The following is a 21,558-nucleotide window of genomic DNA, read 5'->3' on the forward strand; positions in this document are numbered from 1 at the left end:
CGTACTATTGACGGGTTGCCCGTGCGCCTGTCGTACGTCGCTGCCAGCGAGCAGCCGCAACTGAAGCAGAGCATCCCCGCGCCACCCGGGACGCAGTACGCCGGCGTGCGCGCACCCCCGACATTCTGGAGACCATCGAAGTGAAGAGCGCCGTCGAGACCTTGGAGCCCACCAAGGTCAAGCTGACCGTCGAGGTGGACTACGACGAGCTCAAGCCGAGCATCGATCACGCCTACGAGCACATCGCCGAGCAGGTGAACGTCCCCGGGTTCCGCAAGGGCAAGGTTCCCCCGCGCATCATCGAGCAGCGGGTCGGCTGGGGCGCCGTGATCGAGCACGCCGTCAACGACGGACTCTCCGGGTTCTACCGTGACGCGCTCGGCGAGACCGACCTGCGTCCGCTCGCCCAGCCCGAGGTCGACGTGACCGAGGTCCCGGCCAAGGTCGGCGAGGGCCAGCTGAAGTTCACGGCCGAGGTCGAGGTGCGCCCCGAGATCGAGCTCCCCGAGCTCTCCGACGTCGAGCTGACCGTCGACTCCACCGTCGTGACCGACGAGGACGTCACCGAGCGCCTGGACGCCCTGCGCGAGCGCTTCGGCACCCTCGTGGGCGTCGACCGCCCGGCCGTCGAGGGCGACTACGTCGTCATCGACCTCAAGGCCGTCATCGGTGACGAGGAGGTCGACTCCGTGTCGGGCGTCTCGTACCAGATCGGCTCCGGCAACATGCTCGAGGGGCTCGACGAGGCCCTGACCGGCCTGTCCGGCGGCGAGACCACCACGTTCAAGGCGCCGCTGGCCGGCGGCGACCACGAGGGCCAGGACGCCGACGTGACCGTCACCGCGACGTCGGTCAAGCAGCGCGACCTGCCCGAGGTGGACGACGACTTCGCCCAGCTCGCCTCGGAGTTCGACACGCTGGAGGAGCTGACGGACGACCTGAAGACCCAGGTCGCCGGCATCAAGACCTCCAACCAGGCCGTCACCGCGCGTGACGCCCTCATGGAGAAGCTCCTGGAGACCGTCGAGGTCCCCGTGCCGACCGGCGTCGTCGAGGCCGAGGTGCACCGTCACCTCGAGTCCGAGAGCCGCCTGGAGGACGACGAGCACCGCGCCGAGGTCACCGAGGACGCGACCAAGGCGATCAAGAACCAGATCCTGCTCGACACCCTCGCCGAGAAGCTCAAGGTGCAGGTCAGCCAGGGCGAGCTCGTCGAGTACCTGGTGAGCGCGTCGCAGCAGTACGGCATGGAGCCGAGCGAGTTCATCAAGACCCTCGAGCAGGGCGGTCAGATCCCCGCCATGGTCGGCGAGGTCGCGCGCTCCAAGGCCCTCGCGGTCGCGCTGCGCCAGATCGAGGTCAAGGACTCCGACGGCAACGTCGTGGACCTGAGCGAGTTCATCGGGTCGGACGAGGCCGACGAGGCCCAGTCCGCGCTGAGCGAGGCCGTGGCGCAGGCCCAGGAGGCCGCCGACGCCGAGGCACCCGAGGGCGCCGAGCCCGAGACGTCGGAGCCCGCCAAGGCCTGACGCACGCCCGGCCCACCGGGGCCCGCGCGGGACGTCCGACGGCGGTCCGCACCCTTCGAGCGAGGGTGCGGACCGCCGTCCGCGTTCCCCTCGGCTTCGCCGTGGGCAGCACCGGTGCGCTGTAGGCGAAACGGCCGCCGAATCGGAAGTTCTGGCGGCACGAGGCACGTTAGGGTCGAGCGACACGACGTCTTAGGACGTGGTCCACAGACGAGAGTCAGAACCGAGGAGATGGACGTGAACGATCTGCTGCGGATGGATGCCGGGCCGGTAGCACGGGCGGAGGGTGCTGGATTCGGGCTCAACGACTCCATCTACAACCGGCTGCTCAAGGAACGCATCATCTGGCTGGGGTCGGAGGTGCGCGACGAGAACGCGAACGCGATCAGCGCGCAGATGATGCTTCTCGCGGCCGAGGACCCCGACAAGGACATCTGGCTGTACATCAACTCGCCCGGCGGCTCCATCACGGCCGGCATGGCGATCTACGACACGATGCAGTTCATCAAGCCGGACGTGGCGACGGTCGCGATGGGCATGGCGGCCTCCATGGGGCAGTTCCTGCTGTCCTCCGGCACGAAGGGCAAGCGCTACATCACGCCGCACGCCCGCGTGCTGATGCACCAGCCGTCCGGCGGCATCGGCGGCACGGCCACCGACGTGCGGATCGGCGCGCAGCTCATCATGCACATGAAGAAGGTGCTCGCCGAGCTGACCGCCGAGCAGACGGGTCAGTCGCTCGAGACCATCATCAAGGACAACGACCGCGACAACTGGTTCACGGCCTCCGAGGCACTGGAGTACGGCTTCGTCGACCACGTCGTCGAGACCGCTGCGCTGGCCGGCGGCGGCGGCATGAACAGCTGACCGCCCGGAAACGCATCAAGAGCTTTCTCAAGAGGAGACAACCGTGAGTCCTGAAGCCCAGTTCGTCGCAGCCGCAGAGCGCCTTGCCGGCGCCCGTTCGGGTGCGGGGATGCCTTTCGCCACCGCAGGCGCCATGCCGTCCGCACGCTACGTGCTCCCGCAGTTCGAGGAGCGCACCGCGTACGGCTTCAAGCGCCAGGACCCTTACACCAAGCTGTTCGAGGACCGCATCATCTTCCTGGGCGTCCAGGTCGACGACGCGTCCGCGGACGACGTCATGGCCCAGCTCCTGGTCCTCGAGACCCAGGACCCGGACCGCGACGTGATGATGTACATCAACTCGCCGGGTGGCTCGTTCACGGCCATGACGGCGCTGTACGACACCATGCAGTTCATCAAGCCGCAGATCCAGACCGTGTGCCTGGGCCAGGCGGCGTCGGCCGCGGCCGTCCTGCTGGCCGCCGGCCAGCCGGGCAAGCGCCTCGCCCTGCCGAACTCCCGCGTGCTGATCCACCAGCCCGCGATGGAGGGTGGCGGCTACGCGCAGGCCTCGGACATCGAGATCCACGCGAACGAGCTGATCCGCATGCGCGAGTGGCTCGAGCTGACGCTCGCGACGCACAGCGGCAAGACGCAGGAGCAGGTGCGCAACGACATCGAGCGCGACAAGATCCTCACCGCCGCGCAGGCCAAGGAGTACGGCCTGGTCGACGAGGTGCTCGAGTCGCGCAAGCCCGTCGTGGTCGTGACGAACTGACCGCTGAGGTCTGGTCCGTCGAGACCGCAGGCGTCCGACGCCGGGGCCGTGCCACCAATACCGGTGGACGATCCGCCCCGGCGTCGGGCATTGTGGGACACGCCGCGCAGAATCTGACAAAATTGTCATGATCTGGTGAAAATCGGTCAGGCGACCCGCCGGGTCGCCCGGCTGACAACAGGGCAGCAGTGGTGTGAAATGGATCTGAGACCGCTCGACGTCGCGGATCTGCTGGGCCAGCCGGCTCGTGCAGGACTCCGCGAGGGTGCACAAGGCGAGGAGACAGGTAGTGGCGCGAATCGGTGACGGCGCGGAACTGCTGAAGTGCAACTTCTGTGGCAAGTCGCAGAAGCAGGTGAAGAAGCTGATCGCCGGACCCGGCGTCTACATCTGCGACGAGTGCATCGAGCTGTGCAACGAGATCATCGAGGAAGAGCTCGGTGAGGCTGCGGAGCTCGGCCTGACAGAGTTGCCCAAGCCTCGCGAGATCTTCGACTTCCTCGAGCAGTACATCATCGGCCAGGACCCCGCCAAGCGCGCCCTGGCCGTTGCCGTCTACAACCACTACAAGCGCATCCAGGCCGGCGAGGCGGGGCGCTCGATCGGCCCCGACGACCAGGACCCGGTCGAGATCGCCAAGTCGAACATCCTGCTCATCGGCCCCACGGGCACGGGCAAGACCTATCTGGCGCAGACGCTCGCCAAGATGCTCAACGTGCCGTTCGCCATCGCGGACGCGACCGCGCTGACCGAGGCCGGCTACGTGGGCGAGGACGTCGAGAACATCCTGCTGAAGCTGATCCAGGCCGCGGACTACGACGTCAAGAAGGCCGAGACCGGCATCATCTACATCGACGAGGTCGACAAGGTGGCCCGCAAGGCCGAGAACCCGTCGATCACGCGCGACGTCTCCGGCGAGGGCGTCCAGCAAGCACTCCTGAAGATCATCGAGGGCACCACGGCCTCCGTGCCCCCGCAGGGCGGGCGCAAGCACCCGCACCAGGAGTTCATCCAGATCGACACGACGAACGTGCTGTTCATCGTGGCCGGCGCCTTCGCCGGCCTGGACGACATCGTCGCCGCCCGCTCCCGCAAGCGCGGCATCGGGTTCAGCGCCCCCATGGAGTCCATCGCCCTGGACGAGGACCTCTTCGCCGAGGTGCGACCCGAGGACCTGCAGAAGTACGGCCTGATCCCCGAGTTCATCGGCCGCCTGCCCGTCATCGCCTCCGTCTCCTCGCTCGACCGGGACGCGCTGGTGCGCATCCTCACGGAGCCCAAGAACGCGCTGGTGAAGCAGTACAAGCGCATGTTCGAGATCGACGGCGTGGAGCTCGAGTTCGACGAGGCCGCCGTCGAGGCGATCGCCGAGCAGGCCCTGCTCCGGGGCACCGGGGCGCGCGGCCTGCGGGCCATCCTCGAAGAGGTGCTCCAGCAGGTCATGTTCGACGTGCCGAGCCGCGACGACGTCGAGCGCGTGGTCATCACCCGCTCCGTGGTGCTCGACAACGTGAACCCGACCGTGGTGCCGCGCAAGAGCCCCGTGCGGGGCCGTCAGCCGCGCGAGAAGAGCGCCTGACCCACCGGGCTCGACCCAGCCGCAGACGGAACGGGAGCGCACCCTCAGGGGGTGCGCTCCCGTTCTGCGTGTTGCGGGGTCGGGGCGCCGGTCAGCGGGTCGCGGCCGCCTGGGAGCTCGCCGCCGGGGCCGGTGCACCGTAGAGGGCGTCGATCGTGCCCGCGAAGTCGGCGATGACCTTGGACCGCTTCACCTTGATGGACGGTGTGAGGTACCCGTTCGCCTCGGTGAAGTCGAGGTCGAGCACCATGATCTTGCGGATCGACTCGGCCTTGGAGACGGCCTCGTTCGCCTGCGCGACCACCTTGTCGAGCTCGGCCAGCACACGCTCGTGCACGCGGGCCTCGCTCACCGACAGCTTCGGCAGCCCGTTCGCGGCGCACCAGCCGGGCAGCATCTCGGCGTCGAGCGTGACGAGGGCGCCGATGAACGGGCGCTGGTCGCCGACCACCACGACCTGGCTGACGATCGGGTGGGCCCGCATCCGGTCCTCGAGGACGGCCGGGGCGACGTTCTTGCCGCCGGCCGTCACGATGATCTCCTTCTTGCGGCCCGTGATGTGCAGGTGGTTGTGCTCGTCGAGGCGGCCGATGTCGCCGGTGCGGAACCAGCCGTCCACGAAGGCCTCGCGGGTCAGCTCCGGCTGGTTGCGGTAGCCGCGGAAGATGTGCGGGCCGCGCAGCAGCACCTCGCCGTCGTCGGCGATGGAGACGTCCGTGCCGAAGAACGCCGGGCCCACGGAGCCCATGACGATCTTGCCGGGCAGGTTGACCGACGTCGGGGCCGTGGTCTCGGTGAGGCCGTAGCCCTCCAGGATGGTGACGCACGCGCCGCGGAAGAAGTGGCCGAGGCGGTCGCCCAGCGGCGCGCCGCCCGAGACGGCCCAGCTGAGCTGGCCGCCCATGGTGGCCTTGAGCTTGCTGTACACGAGGCGGTCGGCGATCGCGTGCTGCACCTTGAGCGCGCCGCCGGGGCCGGCGGGCACGTCCAGGGCACGCGAGTAGTCCTCGGCGACGCGGGCGGACCAGGCGAAGATCTTGGCCTTCAGGCCCGACGACGCCTTCTGCTCCGCGCTGTTGTAGACCTTCTCGAACACGCGCGGCACGGCCAGCAGGTAGGTCGGGCGGAAGGTGCCGAGGTCGGCGACCAGGTTCTTGATGTCGGGCGCGTGGCCCAGCACGGCCTGGCCGGCGATGGTCGCCACCTCGACGAAGCGCGCGAACACGTGCGCCAGCGGCAGGAACAGCAGCGTGCGCGCGTTCTCGGCCCGGAGCAGCTCCGGGATGCCGACGGCGGCGTTCATGGTCAGGTGCGCGAAGTTGCCGTGCGTCAGCTCGACGCCCTTCGGGCGGCCGGTCGACCCGGACGTGTAGATGACGGTCGCCAGGTCGTCGCGCCGGACGGCGTCGCGCCGCTCGGCCACGATGCCGGCGGAGAGGTTGGTGCCGGCCTTGCGCAGGTCGAGTACGGCGTCCTCGTCGAGCACGAGGATGTCCTCCAGGCTCGGCAGGGCGGACCGCACCTGCTTGACCGTCTCGGCGTGCGCGGCCGTCTCGACCACGATCAGGCGGACGTCGGAGTCCGACAGGATCCACTGGACCTGCTCGGCCGACGAGGTCTCGTAGACCGGCACGGCGCCGGCGCCGGCGGCCCAGATCGCGAAGTCGAGCAGCGTCCACTCGTACCGGGTGCGCGACATGATGGCGACCCGGTCGCCGGCCTTGATGCCACGCGCCACCAGGCCACGGGCGACGGCGAGCACCTCGTCCTCGAACTGGCTCGCCGACACCTTGATCCACGGGCCGTCCGGTGCGTCACGCCGCTCGATGAGCGCCTCGTCCCCGGAGCGGGCCACCCGGTCCGCGAGGATCGTGTTGATGCTGGTGCCTTCAGGCACCTCCACCAAGGCCGGCGACGTGGCAAGTGTCATGTGCTGATCTCCGTTGAAGTCTTGAACAGGTGAAAGCCCGGTATCGGGTCTTCACCAAGTTGCGTGGCCTGCTCGGCAGACTGTAGCCGATCCCTGTCTCAGGTCGGAACAGTCTTCGCCCGCGACGGGCGCGGGCGGTTAGCCTCTTCTTGTGTCTGACAACGAACCGACCAGCGCTCCGGTGCCGTCCGAGATCATCCGGCTCCGCGGGAGCATCGACAACATCGACGCGGCGCTGGTCTACCTCCTGGCCGAGCGGTTCCGCGTGACCCGACGGGTCGGGGAGCTCAAGGCCGTGGGCGGCCTCCCGCCGGCCGACCCGGCGCGCGAGCAGGAGCAGATCGCCCGGCTCACGAGCATCGCCGAGGAGTCCGGGCTGGACCCGGAGTTCGCCGAGCAGTTCCGCCAGTTCATCGTGAGCGAGGTGATCCGCCACCACGAGCTGATCGCCGCGCAGCACAAGGGCGACAACCTGCCTGAGGTCGACACCTACGCTTGAAGGTGACCTGCGCCTGGGGTGACTTTGCCTTTTCCGGGGGAATGGCAGACGTCGGGTCCAAATATCTCCTGTAGGGGTCACAGATATTTCCACCACAGGGGTGGCGTGTGCCCGAGATCCGTCGTTTCCTGGAGTCAACGCCGGGGCGGGGTTCTGCGGTAGGGCACCACCTCGACCTCGGCGGGTGATGCGGAGGTGTGTATGAAGATCGATTGGCTCAAGCCCCTCCTCGGCCACCCGGGACCGTTCGCCACCCTGTGCCTGGACGCGACGCCGTCCGAGCACGCCGCCGACCGCGACGTCGGCGGGCGCTGGAACGCCGTGCGCAGGGAGCTGGCTCAGCAGAAGGCCCCGGACGCCGTGCTGGACGCGATCGAAGAGGTGGTGCTGCGACCCACGAGGGTCCCGGGACCGCACGGCCGGGTCGTCATCGCCGACGAGACGGGCGTGCTGGTGGACCGCGTGGTCAACAACCCACCGACCGCGAGCTCCGGCTCCTGGGAGGCGGTACCGGCTCTCCTGCAGGCGGCCCTGGCGGCCGACGAGTCGGTGGAGCTGCTCAAGGTCACCGTCGACCGGGCGGGCGCGGACTTCCTCCGCGCGGGGCCGGACGCCAAGGTGCGCAGCACGTTCCAGGCGCCGCACGACGAGATCGAGAAGACCAGCTCCTCGGGCATCAAGCGGGCGCGGATCGAGTCCCGTGCCGAGGACTCGTGGGACCGCAACGCCGCCGCCGTGGCGGCCGAGATCGAGCGGCACGTGGCCGCCACCGATCCCGAGCTGGTGCTGCTCACGGGAGACAAGCGGGCGGTCTCGCTCACGCGGTCCGCGCTGACCGGGCCGACGGCCGAGAAGCTGGTCGAGGTGGCCGGCGGCGGGCGTGGTCCCGGCGTCAACGAGAGCGCCTTCGCGGAACGGGTCTCGGACGCCCTGGACTCCTACCGCGAGCGGCGCCGGGAACGCGTCCTGGCGGAGCTGCGGCAGGAGCTCGGCCGGGAGTCGAACGCCGTGACCTCGGTGGACGACGTCGTGGCGGTGCTCTCGCGCGGCCAGGTCAAGGAGCTCGTGCTGGCGGAGGAGTACGGCACCACGCCCGGGCGGATGAACGGGCGCAAGCTGTGGATCGGCCCCGAGCCGATGCACATCGCGGCCGACCGGTCCGACCTCGAGTCGATGGGGGTGACGGAGCGGCTGGAGGAGCTCCCCGCGACCGTCGCGCTCGTCCGGGCGGCGGTGGGGCAGGACGCCGGGCTGACGTTCGCACCCGAGGGCTCGGTGGAGCTGATGGACGGCGTCGGCGCGACCCTGCGCTGGCGGGACGACGGCACCCCCACGGAGGTGCTCGCGAGCATGTCGGGGGACGACCGCCGGCTGCACTGACCCGCTCAGCTCACGCGCCCACGTGAATTCGATGTGAATTCTCGCGCGGTCGATCGGACAAAAGGCGCCCAGAACGGACGCCAGACTGGATGGAATTTCCGATTTACCGCGTATGGGAAATTGTTGCACCGGAATGTGTCCGTTTTGCCCATACACACGGAAACGCATTATCGGTACGGTCTCGGGCCATGGGGATGATTCATTGTGAGTACGCGCGGCTTGCCGCCGATGACTTCGACAAGGCACGGACCGACCTGACCTGGGCGCTCGAGCACATCGACGAGCTCGCCGGCGAGTGGACTCAGGTCGACCTTCCGGCAAAGGAGGCGAGGTACTTCAGCATCGGCACCGTGTGGGGTCCGCTCCACACGGTGCTCCGGGTGCACGGCGGCATGCCCGTCGACCCGGTGCACGGTGGTGCCGCGCTGGCGTCCACCGGCGGGATCACGCCGGCGCGCTACCTGGGCCCGGAGGACGTGGAAAAAGCCGCGGCGTTCCTGGTGGGGACGTCGTTCGACATCCTGGCACCGCTCGCCGTCGCCGACCACGTCTGCGACGAGGACGTCTGCCCGGACCCGGCCGAGCACGCCGCGGAGACCGACGCCGCCCTGCTCGCGGAGGCGTACGGCGAGCTCGCCGCGTTCTACGGTGCGGCGGCCGAGGCGGGCGACGCGGTGGTGCTGATGCTCAACTGAGCCGACCGAGGTAGAACTACGGCGAGATAGAACCGTGGCGAGATGGAACTGGGGCGGAGGCGCTGATCAGCGCTCCCGCCCCAGTTCTATCTCGCTCTGGTTCTACCTCGCCACGGTTCTACTTCGGCAGAGCTACCTCGGCGGGGTGGGCTCAGCCCTTGTTGCGCGGCGGGGCCTCGCCCAGCTCGCTGGACGTCACGACGATCCCGCCCTGGACTGCCGGGTCGCCCTGGCCCTCCGCGGCGGCGACCAGGTCGAGCGGGCCGGTGACGCGGCCGGCGGCCTTGACGTCCTCGACCGCGGTCTCGACCGCTGTCAGCGACCCGGCCGGGACGGCCAGCGAGGCCGCCACGATCGGCGTACGCATCGACGCCTTGGCCTCGGACTTCACCTTGCGCAGCGCGGCCAGCGCGTGGCCCGCCGCCGCTAGGTCGGTCGGGTCGGCGTCGCCGCCGGCCGCGCGCAGCGGCCCCGCGACGGGCCACGGCGCGCGGTGCACCGAACCCTCGCGCCACCAGGACCAGACCTCTTCCGTGGCGAACGGGAGGTAGGGCGCCAGCAGGCGGAGCATGGTGTCGAGCGCGAGGGCCAGCGCGGTCCGCGCCGACGCCGTCTCGGCCGTGATGTCCGCCGAGTCGGCGCCCGCGCCGTACGCGCGGTCCTTGACCAGCTCGAGGTAGTCGTCGCAGAACGTCCAGAAGAACGTCTCGGTCAGCTCGAGGGCGCGGGTGTGGTCGTACGCCTCGAGCGCGGCCGTGGCCTGCTCGACGACGCCGGCCAGGCCCGCGAGCATCGACCGGTCCAGGGAGACGGTGACCGCCGCCGGGTCCAGCGCGATCTCGCTGCCCGCGCCGCCGCCGAACGACAGCGCGAACTTCGAGGCGTTGAGGACCTTGATCGCCAGGCGGCGACCGATCTTCATCTGACCCACCTCGAACGCCGCGTCGGTGCCCAGACGGGCGGAGGCCGCCCAGTACCGCACCGCGTCCGAGCCGTGCTCGACGAGCAGGTCCATCGGCGTGACGACGTTGCCCTTGGACTTCGACATCTTCTTGCGGTCCGGGTCGAGGATCCAGCCGCTGATCGTCGCGTTCTTCCAGGGCAGCACCTTGTTCTCCAGGTGCGAGCGCACCACGGTGGAGAACAGCCACGTGCGGATGATGTCCTGGCCCTGGGGGCGCAGGTCCATCGGGTACACGCGGTCGAACAGGTCCTGGTCCCGCTCCCAGCCGCCGACGATCTGCGGGGTCAGGGACGAGGTGGCCCAGGTGTCCATGACGTCCGCGTCGCCCACGAAGCCGCCGGCCTGGCCGCGCTGCTCCTCGGAGTAGCCGGCGGGCGCCTGCGACGTCGGGTCGACGGGCAGGATCTCCTCGGCCGGGACGATCGGGTGGTCGTAGTCGACCTCGCCCGACGCGTCGACCGGATACCAGAGCGGGATCGCGACGCCGAAGAAGCGCTGGCGGCTGACCAGCCAGTCGCCGTTGAGGCCGTTGACCCAGTTCTGGTAGCGCACCCGCATGAAGTCGGGGTGGAAGTCGAGCTCCTTGCCGCGGCCCAGCAGCTCCTCGCGGAGCGCCTGGTCGCGGCCGCCGTTGCGGATGTACCACTGGCGCGAGGTCACGATCTCGAGGGGCTTGTCGCCCTTCTCGAAGAAGTTGGCCTTGCGCTGCGTGGCGACCGGCTCGGTGGGCATGTCGCCCGACGCGGTGAGGGCGTCGACGATCGCCTTGCGGGCGCTGAACGTCGTCTTGCCCGCGACCTCGGCCTCGAACAGCTCGGCGCCCGGGCCGGCGGAGAGCCACTCGGGCACCTCACGCGTGATGCGGCCGTCGCGGTTGATGATCGACCGCGTCGGCAGCTGCAGCTCGCGCCACCACTGCACGTCGGTGAGGTCACCGAAGGTGCAGCACATCGCGATGCCGGCGCCCTTGTCGGGCTCCGCCAGGTGGTGCGCCAGCACCGGGACCTCGACGCCGAACAGCGGCGACGTCACCGTGGTGCCGAAGAGGTGCTGGTAGCGCTCGTCGTCCGGGTGGGCGATCAGCGCCACCGCCGCCGGGATCAGCTCGGGGCGGGTGGTCTCGATGTACACGGGGGAGCCGTCGGCCTGGTGGAAGGCGACCTTGTGGAAGTGGCCCGGGTAGTCGCGGGCCTCCAGCTCGGCCTGGGCGACGGCGGTCTGGAACGTGACGTCCCAGAGGCCCGGCGCCTCGGCCTGGTACGCCTCGCCGCGCTGGAAGTTGCGCACGAACGCCCGCTGCGCCGTGGCGCGCGAGGAGTCGCCGATGGTCTGGTACGTCTGCGCCCAGTCCACGGAGATGCCGAGGCGGCGCCACAGCTCCTCGAACTGCTTCTCGTCCTCGGCGGTCAGGCGCTCGCACAGCTCGACGAAGTTGCGCCGGCTGATCGGCACCTGGTCCGCGGCCTTGACGCTCTTGCCCGTGCCCTCGAAGGGCGGCGTGAACTCGGGGTCGTACGGCAGGGACAGGTCGACGCGCACGCCGTAGTAGTTCTGGACGCGCCGCTCGGTCGGCAGGCCGTTGTCGTCCCAGCCCATGGGGTAGAAGACCTCGAGGCCGCGCATGCGCTTGTAGCGCGCCACGATGTCGGTGTGGGTGTAGCTGAACACGTGCCCCACGTGCAGGGAGCCCGACGCCGTGGGCGGCGGGGTGTCGATCGAGTAGATCTCGTCGCGGGTCTTGGTGCGGTCGAAGGCGAAGGTCTGCTCGGCGGTCCAGCGCTCGTCGAACTTGACCTCGAGGCCGTCCGTGCTGACCTTGTCCGGTACCTCCTTGACCACCGCGCGTACGACCTCGGAACCCTGTACCGCGGAGGCGGCGGGAGTCGGTGTCGTGTCAGGTGCGGGTGTGGTCGCAGCCGGGTCCGTCGGCCCGGTGGAGGCGGGAATGCTCATGCGCACCAGTGTCCCAGATTCGAGCAAGCCGAAGCGCACGTTTTCCACAGGTTGCGACGGGGGTGCGCGCGGGGTGCGCGGCGGCCGTTCCGGGCGGCCCGGGCGCCCCTCAGCCGGCCAGGTGGGACCAGCGCGGTTCCAGGTCGGCCCAGTGCCCGACGGCGGCCATGCGCCCGCCGTCGAGCACCACGACCCGGTCGGCGACGGCGAGGGTCGCTGCCCGCGACGTCGTGCCGAGCACCGTGCTGCCCGCCGCCCGCAGGCCGGTCCACACCTCGGCCTCGGTGACGGCGTCGAGCGCGGAGGAGACGTCGTCCACGAGCAGCAGGTCGGAGCCCGTGGCCAGGGCGCGGGCCAGGCCGAGCCGCTGCACCTGGCCGCCCGAGAGCCGCAGGCCACGGTGCCCGACGACCGTGCCGGTGCCGCCCGCCTCGGCGACGTCCCGGTCGAGGCCCGCGGACCGCACCGGGCCGTCGACGGGGCGGTCGTGGTCGAGCCGCACGTTGTCCGCGACGGTCCCCGAGACGACGTGCGGCACCTGGGCGACGTGCGCGACGCGCGGCGGGCGCAGGAACAGCTCCGGGTCGGTGACGGCGGTGCCGTTCCACGAGAGCCGTCCGCCGACGTCGACCAGCCCCGACAGGGCGCCGAGCAGCGACGACTTGCCGGAGCCGACGCGCCCCACCACGAGCACCAGGTCGCCGCGCCGCACGGTGAGGTCGACGCCGGAGACGCCCACGGTTCCGTCGTCGTGCCGTGCGCTGAGGTCGTGCAGGCGGAGCTCGCGCAGGCGGAGCTCGCGCAGGTCGCTGGGCGTGGCGGCCGACGTCGAGGTCAGCCGGCCCGGCGTGGCGGCCGACGGCGCCGCGCCGGCTCCCGACGGCACACGGGTCTGGGCGGTCGTGGGTTCGGGGGTCGCGCGGCCGGCGGTCGCGGGGCCGGCCGGGAGCGCGGTGCCCGCGAAGAGGTCGACGTCATCGGGCACGTCCGCGAGGCGCTGGGTGCCCGCGTAGCGGGATGTGACCTCCACCCAGCGGCGGGCGGACGCGGCACTGGTGACGAGGGCGCCCAGACTGTACCCGATCCAGCTGAAGGTCCCGATCGACGTGCTGACCAGCAGCGTCGTGCCCAGCGACCAGGTGCCGGCCAGGTGCAGCGTCCAGGCGAGCACAGTCGCGACGCGGCTCAGCACCGACGGGGCGAGCCCGACCAGGAAGCTGGTGCGCTCCTCGACCAGGGACGCGTGCACGCGGCGCCCGTCGACGCGGGCGACCTGCCCGAGGACGCCCCCGGTGGCCGACGCGAGCTTGACGGTGCGCACGGAGTCCAGGGCCGAACCGAGCAGGCGGCCCAGCTCCGCCGCGGCGTCGCCCGCCTGCCGCGCCGCCGCGGCGACCGACCGGGTACCCAGCACCTGCGCCGCGAACATCACGCCCGCCATCGCCAGCCCGATCGCGCCGGCCAGCAGGCTGTCGCTCAGCACGACGAGCAGGGCGAGGGTGAGGGGCGCCGTCAGGAGCTCGCGCCAGGCGCTGGTGTGCCCCGTGAGCCGGTAGTCCTCCTGCGCGCGGGCCGCGATCTCTCCCGGGGCGTCGCGGACGGTGCGCCGCTGCGCTGTCTGCCCGCGCAGCAGCGAGAGGTGCAGCCGCAGCCGGGAGTCGACCCACCAGCGGGTGCTGGACAGCCGGACCGTGAGCGGCAGCAGGGTGTTCGCCAGCACCGCCACGACGATGCCGCCCACCAGCAGCCAGGGCGCCGAACCCTGCTCCAGGCCCACGACAGCCGATGCCCACAGCCAGCCGACCACGAGGCCCGTCGAGCTGAGGTAGTCCGTCACCTCGAAGACGACCGCCGGGAGCAGCAGCCCGAGCGGCCGGGCGCGCAGGGTGCTCCACACGGCGCGCGCGATCGGGGTGCGCCGCCGGGACGTGGGCGGCCGTTTCTCGCGAGCTTTGGACGTGCGGGGCTCGAACGTGCCTGTCTCGGACACATGCGGTTCGGAGTCCACGTCGGGATCGAGGGTCCCGTCCGGGGCACTGTCGGGCGTCGGTGACGGGCCCTGCCCCGGGTTCGACGGCGTCGGGTCCGACGGCGCCCGGAGCGTCTGCGACTGGTTCGTCGGCGCCAGACGTGCCGGCACCGAGTCCGCGGCTCCCGAGTCGGCGGGCCCCGCCCCCGGGACGTTCGGGTCGTCCCGCCCCGTCTCCGTGCCCCCCGCCTCCGTGACCCCTGCTTCCACAGGACCCGCCCCCGTCAGCCCCGCCGCCGCGACCAGCCGGGCGAAGTGTCCGTCCGCCGCCGCCAGCCGGTCCCAGGGTCCGTGCTCGACGAGGCGCCCGCCGTCGAGCACCGCGACGGCGTCGGCGTGCCGGGCGGTGGGCAGCCGGTGCGCGACCACGATCGCCGTCCGCCCGGCCAGGAGCCGCTGTGCGGCGAGCGTGACCCGCTCCGCGGTCGCGGGGTCCATGCGGGCGGTGGCCTCGTCGAGCACGACCACCTCGACGTCGCGCACCAGGAGCCGCGCGAAGGCGACGAGCTGCTCCTCGCCCGCGGACAGCGTTACGCCGTCGGGCCCCAGCCGGGTGTCGAGCCCATCAGGCAGCGAGGCCACCCAGGCCGTCAGGCCGAGCGCGTCGACCGCCTGCTCCACCCGGGAGGCCGCCACGGGCGCCCAGAGCGTGATGTTGTCGGCGAGCGTCGCGGCCAGGATCTCGGTGCGCTGCCCCACGACGCCGACGCGCGAGCGCAGGCCGTGCACGTCCAGGCCGGTGACGTCCCGGCCGCCCAGGAAGACGCTCCCGGCGGGCGGCTCGACCGCGCGGGAGAGCACCTTGGTCAGCGTCGTCTTGCCCGACCCGGTGCGCCCCACGAGCGCGCAGGTGGTGCCCGCCGGGACGGGACAGCGGACCCAGCGTGAAGCCCTCGCCGTACGCGAAGGTGAGGTCGCGCAGCTCCACCTCGACGCCACCCGCCCCGGCCGCCTGTCCGCCGGCGCCGGCCACACCCGGGAACGGCGCGCCGCCGTCGGGCTCCTGGGGCGCGGCCAGCAGGTCGCGCACCCGCTGGAACGTGCCCATCGCCTCCTCGACCCGGGGCAGCAGCCTGCCCAGCACGTCGACCCGGCCGACGAACGCCGTCACCAGGAGCCACAGCGTGACCAGCCGGGCGACGTCGAGCGCGCCGCCGGTCACGGCCCACACCCCGCCGACGAGCACCGCGCCCACCAGCGCGTCGAGCGGCAGCTCCGTGCGCAGCCGCACGCGGGAGAACGCCACGGACCAGTCCTCCCGGAGCCGGATCTGGCGCGCGGCGAGCTCGGCGTACCGGCGCAGCACGTACCGCTGCCCCTGGGCGGTGCGCAGGTCGTCCCGGGCCGCGACGGCCTCCTCGAACTGCGCCATGTGCTCCGAGGCGGCCGCGGAGCTCTCCTTGCTCAGCTTGCGCAGGGGCCGCGCCGACCGCCGCGCGAACAGCAGCACCGCCGCCGCGACCAGTGGAAACGCGAACCACGCCGGCCACCAGACCAGGCCCGCGGCCACCCAGCCCACGACGAGGCTGATCCCGGCCTGGCCCAGCGTGATGCCGATCCCGCTGATCGCGCGGGTCAGCCGCTCGGGGTCGCCGTTGACCCGGTCCAGGAGCTCGCCCACGGCCTGCTCCTCCAGCGAGGGCAGCGGCTGGCCCAGCGCCGCCGCGGCCAGGTCGGACCGGAGCAGCGCCTCCGCGCGGGCCACGCCGCGCTGCACCACCAGCCACGTCACGGCGTCGAACACGACGACCGCCATGCTCACGACCGCGAGCAGGATCATGGTGTCCCGCGCCGGGTCCGCCGCCATCCGCCCCGTGACCACCGCGGCGTACGACGACGCCCCCGCCGCAAGCAGCGCGGCCGGGAGCGCGACGGCTCCGACCCGCAGCGCGCGGCGGTGCCACGGGCCGTGGCGCTGTTCGCGGGGCAGGCGGAGCCTGCGGCTCGGCCGAGCCGGTACGAGGGGCATGGCACGACTCTGTCACCCGCCACTGACACTCCACCGCCCCCCGGACATGTCAGACGTACAGGTCCCCCGGGGGACCTGTACGTCTGACACGGGGGAGTGTCATAGGGGCCGCGTAGCGTGGCTGCCATGACCCCGTACCGAGAGCTCGCGCCGCCGGCAGACCTGTTGCCGGTGGTGGCGTGCCTGTGGGAGCACGAGGCCCCGCCGGGCCACGAGCAGCGGATCATCCCGGACGGCTGCGTCGACCTCATCAGGCTGGACGGCGAGCTCGTGGTCGTCGGCGCCGACACCGGGCCCGTCGTCTCCGCAGCGGGCGTCGCGCCGGCGCCGTCGCGCACCAGCGGCATCCGGCTCCGCCCCGGCGCGGCGGGCGCCGTGCTCGGCATCCCGGCGTCCGAGGTACGGGACCAGCGCGTACCGCTCACCGAGGTGTGGCCCGACGTCGGCCCGGCGCTCGCCGACGCGCTCGACGCCGCGGACCCCGCCGGGCGCCTGGACCTCCTCGCCCGCACCGTGCTGAGGCGCAAGGCGCAGCGCGACGGGCTCGTCGCGGCCGCCGCGCGGCGGCTAGGTGAGCCGGGGGCGCGCATCTCCGGCGTCGCCGGGGACCTCGGCGTCAGCGAACGCCACCTGCACCGGCGCACGGTGGACGCCGTCGGCTACGGGCCCAAGATGCTGGGCCGCGTGGCCCGGCTGCGCCGGCTGATCGGCCTCTCCTCCGGCCGCCCGACGTCGCACTCGTCCGGCGCCCCGGCAGCCCTCGCGGACCGCGCCGCGGCGGCGGGCTACGCGAGCCAGGCGCACATGTCGGACGAGGTCCGCCGGCTGACGGGCCTCACACCCGTCCGATTCCTGGAAGACGCGACGCTGACCGCCGCCTAGCGTCGTGCCCATGAGCACATCGACGAGCACCGACCTCGAAGCCGCCCGGCGGTTCGTCTACGACGACGCCCGCCTGCTGGAACGGCACCGCCTCGCGGTGCTCTTCGACGGCGCGCCGCCCGCGCGCGTCCTGGACGCCCTGCGCCCCTACCGGAACGACGACGGCGGCTGGGGGCACGCCCTGGAACCCGACCTGCGCGGCCCCGACAGCCAGGTCTCGGGCGCCCTGTCCGCGCTGGAGGTGCTCGCCGAGCTGGGCACCGCCGCCGACCCCGAGGTCGCGTCACTGGCCCGCGGGACCGCCGACTGGCTGACCGGCGTCACGCTGCCCGACGGCCGGGCGCCACACGTGCTGCCCAGCGCCGCCGGCTACCCGGCCGCGCCGTGGATGGTGCCGAACGACGGCGGGTTCCTCACCTACGCCATCGCCGCCCATCTCTGGGAGCTCGGCCTGGACCACCCCTGGCTCGACGCGGCGACCGCCTGGTGCTGGAAGCAGCTCGACGGCGAGCTGCCCGTGGACGGGTACACCGTGAAGTTCGCGCTCAACTTCTTGGACGCCGTGCCGGAGCCGGACCGCGTGGCGGCCGCCGTCGAGCGGCTGCGGCCCGCCCTGCGCGAGGACGGGACGATCTCCGTCTCGGGCGGGGAGGACGACGAGAAGCTGCGGCCCCTGCTGCTGTCCCCGAAGCCCGGCGCGCCCAGCCGGGCGCTGTTCACCGAGCAGCAGATCGCCGCCGAGCTGGACCTGCTGGAGCGGGAGCAGCTCGACGACGGCGGCTGGGACTTCGACTACCTGCACTGGTCGCCGGGCCAGACCGTGGACGCCCGCGGCCTCGCCACGCTCGGCGCGCTCCAGACGCTCCGCACGCACGGCCGCGTCTAGATCCTGCCGACGTGTCAGACGCTCAGGTCCCCCGGGGGACCTGAGCGTCTGACACGTCCGGGAGCGGGGGTCGTAGGCTGTCCCGCGTGGTGACGATCGGCTATGCCGCGATGCTCGAACAGTTCGCGCCCCGCGAGGCGGTGGAGCTGGCGGCGTTCGCCGAGGCGCACGGCTTCTCGGGCGTCATGGCCGCCGACCACTTCCAGCCCTGGACCCCGCAGCAGGGGCAGGCCGGCTTCGTCTGGAACGTGCTCGCCGCCGCCGCCGAGCACACGACGGGCGACCTGGGGCCCGTGACGGCGCCGACCTTCCGGTGGCACCCAGCGGTCGTGGCCCAGGCGTCCGCGACCCTGGCGGCGATGAACCCGGGCCGGCACTGGCTCGGGGTGGGCTCGGGCGAGGCGCTGAACGAGCACGTCGTGGGCGGGTACTGGCCCGAGGCCGCCGAGCGGATCAACCGCATGTTCGAGGCCGTCGAGATCATCCGGAAGCTCTTCGCCGGGTCCCTCGCGGGCCGCGACGTCAAGCACGCGGGCACGTACTTCAAGCTGGAGTCGACGCGGCTGTGGACCATGCCCGACGTCGCCCCCGAGATCCTGGTCGCCACGGCCGGCCCGGTCACCGCGCGTCGTGCCGGGCGGACGGCGGACGGGCTGATCACGCAGGCCGCGCCCCTGGACCGCATGGCGTCCCTGCTGACGCGGTTCGCCGACGGCGCCCGCGAGTCCGGCCGCGACCCCGAGCGGATGCCCCGCGCGCTCCAGCTCCACCTCTCCTGGGCGCCGACCCACGAGGAGGCGGTGGCGAACGCCCTGACCGAGTGGCCGGTGGGCGGCATGCGCTTCCCGCGGTCCGACATCCGCTCCCCGCACGACTTCGCGCAGCTCGCCCGGATGGTCCGGCCAGAGGACTTCGAGGGGCGGATGCTGGTCTCCGCCGACCCCGACGAGCACCGCGCGTCGATCCAGCGCTACGTGGACCTCGGGTTCGACCGCATCTACCTGCACAACGCGGGCCGCAATCAGCGGGAGTGGATCGAGACGTTCGGCCGCGAGGTGCTGCCCAAGCTCGTCCGGTGAGGAGCAGAGGCACCCCGTGTCGTCACCCTGCGGCGGCCCAGTCCCCGCCGTAGCCGTTCTCGGTGTGCCGCACGGAAACCCGGGCCAGCTCCCCGACGTCGGGCAGCGTGACGGTCAGTGTCACGTCCGCCGGGTCGGTGAGGTTGCCCTGCTCGAAGAACGTGTCGTCCGGGCCCGCGTCCACGGCGGTGCTGCGGGCGGTGGTCCCGTCCTGGCCGACGGCGGAGACCGTCAGCCACTGGCTCGGCGTCGGGGTGCCGTACTGGGCGGTCCCGGCCTGGTCGCACGAGATCGTCAGCGTGGCCTGCCGCCCCTCGACCGCGTCGACGCTGACGATCCAGCACGAACCCTCGCCGAGGCGCTGCGTGCTGCCCAGCGCCCAGGGCTGGTCCTGGCTCTCGCCCGCGGGCTCCGCTGGCCCCGCGCTGTCGCCGGTGTCCGTGCTCTCGTCGGTCGGGTCGACCAGGTCCTCCGGAGCGCCGGCCGACTCGCTCGGCCGGTCCGACGTCGTCGTCCCGCCCGCTTCCTCCCGTTCGCCCGGGCCGTCGAGCGCCTGCCAGAGGCCGAATGCCGACGCGGCCAGCACCACGGCCGCGACGCCCCCGCCGACCGCGACCCGTACCCGACGCCGGCCGCGCTCCGGCGCGTCGCGCCGGGCGGCCCGAACTCGCCCGTGACCGCCCGCCGGGACCGGGGACCAGGTCGACTCCGGGACGCCGAGGGAGCGCAGGATCTCGTCGAGCGACGGCCGCTGCTCCGGGTCCCTGGACAGGAGGCCGTCGAGGAACGGGCGCAGGTAGGCGGGGCTGTCCGCGTAGGACGGCTCCTCCGACGACACGCGGTACAGCACCACGGCCGGGTGGTCGCCCTCGAAGAGGTGGTTGCCCGTGGCGGCGTAGTAGGCCAGCGCGCCCAGGGCCCAGACGTCGACGGCGGACGTCGCGCGGCTGCCCGTCGCCTGCTCCGGGGCCATGTACATCGGGGTGCCGACCGGCTGCCCGGTCAGCGTCAGCCGCGTCGCGTCGACGGCGGCGACCACGCCCAGGTCGATCAGGCGCGGCCCGTCCGCCCCGAGGATCACGTTGGCCGGCTTGACGTCGCGGTGCACCAGCCCGGCCCGGTGGATGCCGTACAGCGCCTCGGCGACGCCCGCGACCAGGTTCAGCACGTCCGCCTGGGGCAGCGGCCCGTTGGCCGCCAGCTCCTGCGAGAGGGTCGGCCCGGCCACGTACTCGGTCGCGAGCCAGGGCAGGTCGGCGTCGGGGTCGGCGTCGACCAGGTTGGCGATGAACCGGCTGCGCACCTGGGCGGCGGCGCGCACCTCGCGGCGGAACCGGGTGCGGAACTCGTCGTCGTCGAGCTGTGCACCGCGGATCAGCTTGATGGCGACCTGCTGCCCCCGGCGCGTGGCCCCGAGGTAGACGTCCCCCATGCCGCCGCTGCCGAGCCGGCTCCGGACCCGGAACGGGCCGATGGTGCGGGGTTCGCCGGGCCGCAAGGCTGCCGGCTCCGGTCCGGGCCCCGTCCTTCGAACGGGCAGGTCGTGCAGCACCGGGACGGTTCCCCCATCGATCGCGGCATCAAACGGACATATGTGACTGCGCGGAGGATATCGCGCCGGGCACGTCCGCCGCCGGAAAATGTGAGGATGGTCCCGTGGAACGACTCAGCGTCTGGGCCCCCGACGGGCTGCCCGAGATCACGCCCGGCGACGACCTCGGCGAGCTGATCGCCGGTCTCCTGGAGGGTCTGGAGGAGCAGGACCGGCCCCGGGACGGCGACGTCGTCGTCGTGACCTCGAAGATCGTGTCCAAGGCCGAAGGTCGGGTCGTGGCCGCCGCGGACCGCGAGCAGGCGATCACGGACGAGACCGTCCGCGTGGTCGCCCAGCGCGCCCGTCCAGGGCTGCCGCCGCTGCGGATCGTCGAGAACAAGCTCGGCCTGGTGATGGCCGCGGCGGGCGTCGACGCGAGCAACACGCCCGAGGGCACCGTCCTGCTGCTGCCCGTGGACCCGGACGCCTCGGCACGCGCCCTCCGGTCGGCGCTGACCCAGCGGCTGGGGCCGGCCCGGATCGGCGTCGTCGTCACCGACACCGCGGGGCGGCCCTGGCGCGACGCCCTGGTCGACATCGCGATCGGCTGCGCCGGGATCAGCCCGACCGACGACCTGCGCGGCAGCACCGACACGCACGGGCGCCCGCTGAACGTGACGGTCACCGCCGTCGTCGACGAGATCGCCGCCGCGTCCGAGCTGGTGCGCGGCAAGTCCGCGGGCCGGGCCGTCGCCGTCGTGCGCGGGATGGGCCGGCACGTGACCGACGACGACGGGCCGGGTGCCAGGGCCCTGGTGCGGGGCAGCGCCGACGACCTCTTCCGCGAGGGCTCGGCCGAGGCCTATGCCCGCGGGCTGGCGGACGGTCGCGAGGACAGCCGGGCGGTAGGGCGAGTCGGGTTGTGGGCGAGTCGGATTTCCCCTTCGAGACCTAAGTTTCTTCGCTTTCGGCCAGCTGAGAGCGAAGAAACTTAGGTCTCGAAGGGGATGGTCCTGCGCGGACCTG

At 72.3% G+C, this 21,558-nt stretch carries 15 protein-coding genes and 1 pseudogene; 11 read left to right on the forward strand and 5 right to left on the reverse strand.

Annotation, left to right across the window (positions count from 1 at the left end):
* The first annotated feature begins 140 nt into the window (after positions 1–140).
* The 4 genes from tig (at position 141) to clpX (ending at position 4,732) form a co-directional block, all read left to right on the forward strand.
* Positions 141–1,529 carry a trigger factor gene (gene tig, locus FHX71_RS03445; RefSeq protein WP_182614433.1) on the forward strand — a complete coding sequence of 463 codons (1,389 nt, stop codon included), beginning with the start codon at positions 141–143 and terminating at the stop codon, positions 1,527–1,529.
* 231 nt (positions 1,530–1,760) lie between these two features.
* On the forward strand, positions 1,761–2,396 hold the full coding sequence (locus FHX71_RS03450; RefSeq protein WP_281383652.1) for an ATP-dependent Clp protease proteolytic subunit: 636 nt from the start codon (positions 1,761–1,763) through the stop codon (positions 2,394–2,396).
* Positions 2,397–2,439: 43 nt separating this feature from the next.
* Positions 2,440–3,153 (forward strand): ATP-dependent Clp protease proteolytic subunit, encoded by a 714-nt coding sequence (locus FHX71_RS03455; protein WP_312876912.1) that lies wholly within the window; start codon positions 2,440–2,442, stop codon positions 3,151–3,153.
* A gap of 289 nt (positions 3,154–3,442) precedes the next feature.
* On the forward strand, positions 3,443–4,732 hold the full coding sequence (gene clpX, locus FHX71_RS03460) for an ATP-dependent Clp protease ATP-binding subunit ClpX (RefSeq protein ID WP_182614435.1): 1,290 nt from the start codon (positions 3,443–3,445) through the stop codon (positions 4,730–4,732).
* A 91-nt stretch (positions 4,733–4,823) separates the two neighbouring features.
* Here the strand turns inward: clpX and FHX71_RS03465 are convergent, their stop codons facing one another.
* Positions 4,824–6,662 (reverse strand): AMP-dependent synthetase/ligase, encoded by a 1,839-nt coding sequence (locus tag FHX71_RS03465; RefSeq protein WP_182614436.1) that lies wholly within the window; start codon positions 6,660–6,662, stop codon positions 4,824–4,826.
* A gap of 151 nt (positions 6,663–6,813) precedes the next feature.
* Here FHX71_RS03465 and FHX71_RS03470 point away from each other — a divergent pair, with 151 nt between their 5' ends.
* The 3 genes from FHX71_RS03470 (at position 6,814) to FHX71_RS03480 (ending at position 9,236) form a co-directional block, all read left to right on the forward strand.
* Positions 6,814–7,161: a chorismate mutase gene (locus FHX71_RS03470; protein WP_285105256.1), complete on the forward strand. Its 348-nt coding sequence runs from the start codon at positions 6,814–6,816 to the stop codon at positions 7,159–7,161.
* A gap of 201 nt (positions 7,162–7,362) precedes the next feature.
* Positions 7,363–8,541: a baeRF2 domain-containing protein gene (locus FHX71_RS03475; protein WP_182614437.1), complete on the forward strand. Its 1,179-nt coding sequence runs from the start codon at positions 7,363–7,365 to the stop codon at positions 8,539–8,541.
* 188 nt (positions 8,542–8,729) lie between these two features.
* Positions 8,730–9,236 carry a DUF1877 family protein gene (locus tag FHX71_RS03480; RefSeq protein ID WP_182614438.1) on the forward strand — a complete coding sequence of 169 codons (507 nt, stop codon included), beginning with the start codon at positions 8,730–8,732 and terminating at the stop codon, positions 9,234–9,236.
* Between the two features lie 151 nt (positions 9,237–9,387).
* Here the strand turns inward: FHX71_RS03480 and valS are convergent, their stop codons facing one another.
* From valS to FHX71_RS29000, 3 genes and pseudogenes are all read right to left on the reverse strand, one after another.
* On the reverse strand, positions 9,388–12,153 hold the full coding sequence (gene valS, locus FHX71_RS03485; protein WP_182614439.1) for a valine--tRNA ligase: 2,766 nt from the start codon (positions 12,151–12,153) through the stop codon (positions 9,388–9,390).
* Positions 12,154–12,262: 109 nt separating this feature from the next.
* A complete protein-coding gene (locus tag FHX71_RS03490; RefSeq protein WP_182614440.1) occupies positions 12,263–15,022 on the reverse strand; it encodes an ATP-binding cassette domain-containing protein in 2,760 nt (919 codons plus the stop codon).
* Between the two features lie 262 nt (positions 15,023–15,284).
* Positions 15,285–16,151 (reverse strand): annotated as a pseudogene (locus FHX71_RS29000) (ABC transporter transmembrane domain-containing protein); the annotation flags it as partial.
* Between the two features lie 126 nt (positions 16,152–16,277).
* Here FHX71_RS29000 and FHX71_RS03495 point away from each other — a divergent pair.
* The 3 genes from FHX71_RS03495 to FHX71_RS03505 all read left to right on the forward strand — a co-directional run bounded on the left by FHX71_RS03495 (position 16,278) and on the right by FHX71_RS03505 (position 18,998).
* Positions 16,278–17,033, forward strand: coding sequence for a DUF6597 domain-containing transcriptional factor (locus FHX71_RS03495; RefSeq protein WP_182614441.1), 756 nt, complete (start codon positions 16,278–16,280; stop codon positions 17,031–17,033).
* A gap of 10 nt (positions 17,034–17,043) precedes the next feature.
* Entirely contained in the window at positions 17,044–17,919 is an 876-nt protein-coding gene (locus FHX71_RS03500) for a hypothetical protein (RefSeq protein ID WP_182614442.1), read from the forward strand.
* A gap of 86 nt (positions 17,920–18,005) precedes the next feature.
* Positions 18,006–18,998: a TIGR03557 family F420-dependent LLM class oxidoreductase gene (locus tag FHX71_RS03505; protein WP_312876913.1), complete on the forward strand. Its 993-nt coding sequence runs from the start codon at positions 18,006–18,008 to the stop codon at positions 18,996–18,998.
* 22 nt (positions 18,999–19,020) lie between these two features.
* Here the strand turns inward: FHX71_RS03505 and FHX71_RS03510 are convergent, their stop codons facing one another.
* On the reverse strand, positions 19,021–20,496 hold the full coding sequence (locus tag FHX71_RS03510; RefSeq protein WP_182614443.1) for a serine/threonine-protein kinase: 1,476 nt from the start codon (positions 20,494–20,496) through the stop codon (positions 19,021–19,023).
* A 158-nt stretch (positions 20,497–20,654) separates the two neighbouring features.
* On the opposite strand from FHX71_RS03510, the gene cofE reads away from it, so the two are divergent.
* Entirely contained in the window at positions 20,655–21,527 is an 873-nt protein-coding gene (gene cofE, locus FHX71_RS03515) for a coenzyme F420-0:L-glutamate ligase (RefSeq protein WP_312876914.1), read from the forward strand.
* Positions 21,528–21,558 lie beyond the last annotated feature (31 nt).

The organism is Promicromonospora sukumoe (assembly GCF_014137995.1).
Lineage (GTDB): Bacteria > Actinomycetota > Actinomycetes > Actinomycetales > Cellulomonadaceae > Promicromonospora > Promicromonospora sukumoe.